General features: G+C 31.1%; 5 protein-coding genes and 1 other annotated feature. Of the genes, 4 read left to right on the top strand and 1 reads right to left on the bottom strand.

The window, feature by feature from the left end; genetic code table 11:
• Positions 1 to 215 precede the first annotated feature (215 nt).
• Entirely contained in the window at positions 216 to 2,207 is a 1,992-nt protein-coding gene (locus B5F09_RS11510) for a choice-of-anchor I family protein (protein WP_087374302.1), read from the bottom strand.
• 202 nt (positions 2,208 to 2,409) lie between these two features.
• On the opposite strand from B5F09_RS11510, the gene B5F09_RS11505 reads away from it, so the two are divergent.
• The 4 genes from B5F09_RS11505 to ilvC all read left to right on the top strand — a co-directional run bounded on the left by B5F09_RS11505 (position 2,410) and on the right by ilvC (position 6,729).
• Positions 2,410 to 3,024: a CpXC domain-containing protein gene (locus B5F09_RS11505; protein ID WP_087374300.1), complete on the top strand. Its 615-nt coding sequence runs from the start codon at positions 2,410 to 2,412 to the stop codon at positions 3,022 to 3,024.
• A 144-nt stretch (positions 3,025 to 3,168) separates the two neighbouring features.
• Positions 3,169 to 3,420 (top strand) — a binding site (T-box leader).
• A gap of 71 nt (positions 3,421 to 3,491) precedes the next feature.
• The gene (gene leuA / locus B5F09_RS11500) at positions 3,492 to 5,168 is read left to right on the top strand and encodes a 2-isopropylmalate synthase (RefSeq protein WP_087302522.1); all 1,677 of its coding nucleotides are present in this window, start codon (positions 3,492 to 3,494) and stop codon (positions 5,166 to 5,168) included.
• A 16-nt stretch (positions 5,169 to 5,184) separates the two neighbouring features.
• On the top strand, positions 5,185 to 5,694 hold the full coding sequence (gene ilvN, locus B5F09_RS11495) for an acetolactate synthase small subunit (RefSeq protein WP_087374298.1): 510 nt from the start codon (positions 5,185 to 5,187) through the stop codon (positions 5,692 to 5,694).
• Between the two features lie 18 nt (positions 5,695 to 5,712).
• Complete coding sequence (gene ilvC / locus B5F09_RS11490; RefSeq protein ID WP_087374296.1) at positions 5,713 to 6,729, top strand: ketol-acid reductoisomerase; 1,017 nt, start codon at positions 5,713 to 5,715, stop codon at positions 6,727 to 6,729.
• The last annotated feature ends 48 nt before the right edge of the window (positions 6,730 to 6,777 follow it).

Genomic DNA, 6,777 nt, shown 5'->3' with positions numbered 1-6,777 from the left:
AAACTGATATTTCATTAAAGAAGATAATGAAGATAGTAGGGTTGGTAAAAAAAGAAGAGGTTAAGGAAATGACAGATAGACTAATAGAAGATTTAACTTTAAAAGAAGGATATATAAATGGAAAACCAACTACTATAACAATAGAAAGAATAATTAATGAAAAAAGGGAACTAGTTTAATAAAACATTAGGACTAGTTCCCTTTTGATAATAAGATTAATGAGATTTTTGTCTTCTTCTAACTAGTTCGATAATTAAACCAATCGCTAAAAATGAAACAGCAGTATATAACCCTAAATTAGATTCATCACCTGTTTTAACAGCAGTATTTGTTGGCTGTTTTTCTTGGCTTGAAACATTTTGGTCAGGAGTGCTAGGTGTTTGAGTTCCAGTTTGACTATTATCTGGATTAGTGACTGTTACTTTACAAGTTGCTTGAATTTGACCGTCACTAACAGTAATTGTAGCTACTCCAGGATTGATGGCTGTAATAACATTATTATTGATGCTGACAACGTTATTGTTATCGCTTGAGAATGTTAATGTTTTATAACCATCGTAAGTTACATTTAATGTTTGGTTTTCACCAGGTTTAAGTGCTATTTCTGTTTTATCTAAAGTTAATGAATGTTGATAAGTTTCACCAGCAACTTCTACTACATTTACATCACCAGATACTTCGTTAGCGATAATTAACATTGGTTTATTAGTTGGACTATCCTTAGCGCTAACAGTACATAGTCCTTCTGGCGATACTGAACCACTAATATCATCGCTAAAATCTCTTAAATTAAGATAATCAACATAAGTAGGGTTTGTAGGATCGCTAACATCATACTTCATAACGCCACCGATTCTTTCTAAACCAATAAATGCCATTACTTTACCATCAATAATCATTGTTTTAATATCTTCTGGTTCAGGTCCTTTTTTACCACTTCGATCTTCAAATGAGATATCATCATTTGAACAGTTGAAGTATTCAGGTAATAATTTAGCAGTAATTTCTTCAAATTCACCATTACTGTCACTTACCATTGTCATTGTTGAAGCATCAATGATAGAAAAAGAACGGCCACCAAATAAATATTTTTTAGATAAGTCATCAAAACCATCATAATCATCAGTATTTAAAGTTACAATTTTACTTTCTGATTCTCCATATTTTTCTTCAACTTCGTTAATGTAATCACCCCATTCACGGCTATCACCTTCATTAGCAGTTAATAAGTATGTTTTACCGTCAACTTCATATGAAGAAATACCATCAGGCATATAAATTCCTAAGAATTCATCAGTATTTGTAATATTAATTGCATCATCTTTTTTATAAAGATCAACTTTGTTATTACCGCTGCTATAATCTTTAAAACCTAAAGAATCAACTCTAGTTACTTGTTTAGTAGTTAAATCAATTGTTGCAATTGAATTAGCTTCTTGTAAAGTAACATAAGCAGTTAAACTATCATTAGAAATAGTAATATATTCTGGTTCAAAATCTACAGATGGTGCTGTATCTTTTTTTATAATGACATTATCAGCAACTAAAGCAGCACGACTTTCAGCGCTATCAAAAGCTGTAAAATCAATATCATAACTTTGATTAGTATTTGTATCCAAAGCTGTTATTGATCCTTTAGGATCGACTGTGCCAGCTTCATATCCTTGACGTGGCTCTCCTTCATTAGCAGTTAAAATTAAAGAACCGTCAGGAGAATAAGTAATCATATCTGGTTGAATACCGGCTTCATGAATACTGATTAGTTGCCCATTGGCATTAAATCTAGCAATATAACCATTTTTATCATAATCTTTATGTTGGATAGCAATGGCAATTTCTTTACCATCAGGACTAACATCAACACTAGTAATATCGCCAGCATCATTTATTCCAATTGATTCAAGAGTAACTGTTTTTGTTGCTTCTAAAGTAGTATTACTGTTTGAATTGACATTGTTTAAATTAACAATATGGACAGATTGTGTTTTACCAGAAACTAAATACATAGTTTGATTATATTTGTTGTATTTAACAATCTCAGCAACACCACCATCGCCATCTGCACCAGCATTGGTATTGTAATTAGCGATTTCATGCATCGTGTTATTAAAACTAGTACGATTATCTTGGGCATTTAATGCAGTCATTGTAGTTGAACTGATCATTGAAAGAGTTAATAGCCCAGTAAGTATTTTTGTTTTTTTCATATCGTTCTCCTTTTTTATTTTTGCATTTTTTATTATATAAATTGTTTTATTTATAACTATCCAGTTAATGTAATCGGTTTATGAATTTTGTGTAAAATTTTTTTATTTATTTAGTAACTTTGCGAATTCTTTAGATAATCTATAGATATTGTGGTAGTAAAGAAAAGGTGGTTTTGTAAAATTAATGCAGGAGGAAGAAATTATGCTTAATAAAATAAAATTGGAAATTAGTTGTGTGCATTGTTTACAAAGCAGCCAAAAAGAAATTTACCCTATTATTAATGGTGTAACTGATATAAAAGCGAAAAATAGTATAATGGACGAAGAGTTATTTTTATATTACTGTCCTCATTGTGGTCATTATCAAAAGATTTTATATGAGTGTGTTTATTATGATCCGGAATTGAAATATGTTTTAGTATTAAGTCAAAATAGTCAAAAATTATTGAAGAAAATTGAACTTGATTTAACAGATTATGAGATACGCTTTGTATCTGATTTAAAGGAAATGAAAGAAAAAATTATTATTAAGGAAAAAGATTTAGATGATCGTATTATTGAAATTATGAAACATGATATTAGAACATCTTTAACAAGTAAAGCTAGTTATTATTTAGTGTTAGAAAATAATAATGGATTAGAATTTGTACTGCTTTATCCTGATAATGAAGTGATTAAAACATTTACATTTAGTAAAGAAAAATATCAAGAATATAAAAAACAATTTCATGATTTGTTGAATGAAACATATAATGTTGATGAGATGTTTGCTGCTAAAGTAATCTATAATAAACATAAACTATTTGATTATCATTAATAGGTAAAATAATAAGGATATATAAATTTAGATAAAAAGTCTAATAAATAATTAATTATTAGGGTGATAATATATTATCTGTGTTTTTTTGGAAAATGGGTTGACTTTAATAAAATATCAAGCTATCATATTGAGTAACATAACTTAAATACTTTGATAGGAACTAGTAGATAGATTGATCAAGCGTAGAGAGATCCTGGCTGGTGAAAAGGATTATTGGTTGTTTATTGAACTCATCCTTGAGTGGAGCGCTGAAATCAGTAGGTGGCTACGGAATGCAACCGTTATCTAGCAAGAGTATGAACTATATAATATAGCGTACTTAGTGAGGTTAATATCGTGAGATATTAATAAATTGAGGTGGAACCACGGGGTTATTATACTCTCGTCCTCAAAATGGCAATGTCATTTTGAGTGCGAGAGTTTTTTTATAAGTATTTAACAAAATTAATAGGAGGAAAACGGAAATGATGAATTATCAAAAGTATAAGAGATTTGAACCAATCAACTTTAAAGAACGTACTTGGCCTGATAAAGTTATTGAAAAAGCGCCAACATGGGTTTCTGTCGATTTACGTGATGGTAATCAAGCATTGATTACACCAATGAAAATCGAAGAAAAAGTGGAAATGTTTCAACTCTTAGTTGATATGGGATTTAAAGAAATTGAAGTTGGTTTTCCATCTTCAAGTCAAATAGAATACGATTTTTTAAGAATTTTAATTGAAGAAAATTTAATCCCTGATGATGTAACTGTTCAAGTGTTAACACAAGCCCGTGAACATTTGATTAGAAAAACATTTGAATCATTAAAAGGGTTAAAAAGAGCAATTGTTCATGTTTATAATTCAACATCAGTATTACAAAGAGATGTCGTCTTCAATAAAGATAAAGAAGAAATCAAAAAAATTGCTGTTGATGGGGTTAAATTAGTTAAAGAATTAAGTAAAGAATTCGATGGGGAAGTAATTCTTGAATATTCACCTGAAAGTTTTACTGGAACTGAATTAGAATATGCTATGGAAGTTTGTGAAGCAGTTATGGATGAATGGGGAGCAAGTAAAGATAAAAAAGTAATCATTAATTTACCATCAACTGTTGAAATGACAACACCTAATGTTTATGCCGATCAAATTGAATGGATGTCAACACATTTTAAAGATCGTGAACGTGTAATTTTATCATTGCATACTCATAACGATCGTGGAGAAGGAGTAGCTGCTACTGAACTTGGTATTATGGCTGGTGCTGACCGTGTTGAAGGAACATTATTTGGAAATGGTGAAAGAACTGGAAACTTAGATATCGTAGTTGTAGCATTAAATATGTTTACTCAAGGTATTGATCCTAAACTTGATTTAAGTAATATTAATAATATTAAACATGTTTATGAAAAAGTTACTAAAATGCAAATTCCACCACGTCAGCCATATGCTGGTCAATTAGTATTCACTGCTTTTTCTGGAAGTCATCAAGATGCTATTAATAAAGGAATGCATGCGATGCAAGAAAGAAATAATCCAATTTGGGAAGTACCATATTTACCAATTGATCCAAGTGATATTGGTAGACAATATGAACCGATTGTTCGAATTAATTCACAATCAGGTAAAGGTGGCGTAGCTTATGTAATGGAAAGTATGTATGGATTCCATTTACCAAAAGGATTACAAGTTGATTTTTCTAAGATTATTCAAGATATTAGTGAAGAAGAAGGGGAAGTATCACCAGAAAGAGTCTATGATACATTTATTGAACAATATGTTGATATAGAAGAACCTTATCGCTTTGTTAAACAAAGATTGATTGATATAAGTGACGAAGACAGTGTTTATGAACGTCGTGCAGAAATTACAATTGAAGTTAATGGTGAAATTAAAGAATTGACGGGACTTGGAAATGGGCCAATTGATGCTGTTAAAAATGCCTTGAATTCATTACCTGGACAATATTCACATCTATTAGATTATAGCGAACATGCTTTAACTTCAGGTTCTAGCTCAAAAGCAGCAGCTTATGTATACTTAAGAGCTAAGGGAAGCGCTAAGCAAGAGTATGGGGTAGGTATTCATCCAAATATTACAACAGCAACAATTAAAGCAATCATTTCTGCAATGAATCGTTTACACCGAGCGCTAAAGTAAATGAAAGGAGCGGAATATGAATCGTTTAGTATTATCGTTATTAGTAGAAAATAATCCAGGAGTTTTAAGTCGTGTTGCTGGATTATTCAGTCGCCGTGGTTATAGTATTCAAAGTTTAAGTGTTGGTGAAACTAATCAGCCGAATATTTCTCGAATGACGATTGTTGCCTGCGGTGATGATTTGATTTTAAATCAAATTGAAAAGCAGCTTAGTAAATTAGTAGAAGTAATTGATATCTTCCCGCTTAAACCAGAAGAATCAGTTTATCGGGAATTAGTTTTAATTAAAGTAGAGGCAAATGAACAACAGCGTTCTTCGCTGGTTTCAATTGCTGATATCTTTAGAGCACGGATTATTGATGTGGCACCGACTTCATTAGTAATCGAGGCAACAGGAAATCAATCAAAAATTGATGGCTTGCTTGCCATGTTAAAAGGGTTCAATGTCGTTGAGATCGTAAGAACTGGATTATCAGGAATCAAACGTGGTCTTGGCGAAATTGATATAAAAAGTCATAAAAATTAGAATAGGGGGATAAGAAAGATGACTAAAATTTTTTATGAATCTGATTGTGATTTATCTTTATTAGATGGTAAAACTGTCGCAATTATTGGGTATGGTTCTCAAGGACATGCTCATGCATTAAACTTAAAAGAATCTGGTGTTAATGTAATCATTGGATTATATGAAGGTTCTAAATCTTGGAAAAGAGCAGAAGAACAAGGATTTGAAGTATATACTTCAGCTGAAGCTGCTAAAAAAGCAGACATCATCATGATTTTAATTAATGATGAATTACAAGCTAAATTATACAAAGAATCAATTGAACCTAATCTAGAAGAAGGTAACATGTTAATGTTTGCTCATGGTTTCAATATTCATTTTGGACAAATTGTTCCACCTAAAAATGTTGACGTAACTATGATTGCTCCAAAAGCACCTGGGCATACAGTACGTAGTGAATACCAAGCAGGTAAAGGGACACCTTGTTTAGTTGCTGTTGAACAGGATGCAACTGGAAGAGCTCAAGATATCGCTTTAGCTTATGGTCTTGCAATTGGTGGTGCTCGTGCAGGTATTTTGGAAACAACATTTAGAACAGAAACTGAAACAGATTTATTTGGTGAACAAGCTGTATTATGTGGTGGGGTTTGTGCATTAATGCAAGCTGGTTTTGAAACATTAGTAGAAGCTGGATATGATCCAAGAAATGCTTATTTTGAATGTATCCATGAAATGAAATTAATCGTTGATTTAATCTATCAATCAGGATTCTCTGGTATGAGATATTCAATTTCAAATACAGCTGAATATGGTGATTATATTACTGGACCAAAAATTATCACAGAAGATACTAAAAAAGCTATGAAACAAATTTTAAAAGATATTCAAGATGGAACATTTGCTAAAGATTTCTTATTAGATATGTCTGAAGCTGGTGGACAAGCTCACTTTAAAGCAATGAGAAAATTAGCTAAAGAACATCAATCTGAAAAAGTTGGGGAAGAAATTAGAAAATTATATTCTTGGTCAGATGAAGATAAATTAATCAATAACTAAGATTAAATAAACAACACACTTTTGTGTGTTGTAATTAGGGAGTTATTA

This window comes from Erysipelatoclostridium sp. An173, assembly GCF_002160495.1.
Taxonomy (GTDB): Bacteria; Bacillota_I; Bacilli_A; order Erysipelotrichales; family Coprobacillaceae; genus Thomasclavelia; species Thomasclavelia merdavium.
The sequence above is the reverse complement of the archived record's forward strand: the minus strand, read 5'-3'. Positions and strand labels throughout refer to the sequence as shown.

What these genes read in the sequence shown, in the direction of transcription:
- leuA (WP_087302522.1), top strand. Translation starts at nt 3,492, where the DNA reads ATGATGAATTATCAAAAGTATAAGAGATTTGAACCAATCAACTTTAAA.
- ilvN (WP_087374298.1), top strand. Translation starts at nt 5,185, where the DNA reads ATGAATCGTTTAGTATTATCGTTATTAGTAGAAAATAATCCAGGAGTT.
- ilvC (WP_087374296.1), top strand. Translation starts at nt 5,713, where the DNA reads ATGACTAAAATTTTTTATGAATCTGATTGTGATTTATCTTTATTAGAT.
- B5F09_RS11510 (WP_087374302.1), bottom strand. Translation starts at nt 2,207, where the DNA reads ATGAAAAAAACAAAAATACTTACTGGGCTATTAACTCTTTCAATGATC.
- B5F09_RS11505 (WP_087374300.1), top strand. Translation starts at nt 2,410, where the DNA reads ATGCTTAATAAAATAAAATTGGAAATTAGTTGTGTGCATTGTTTACAA.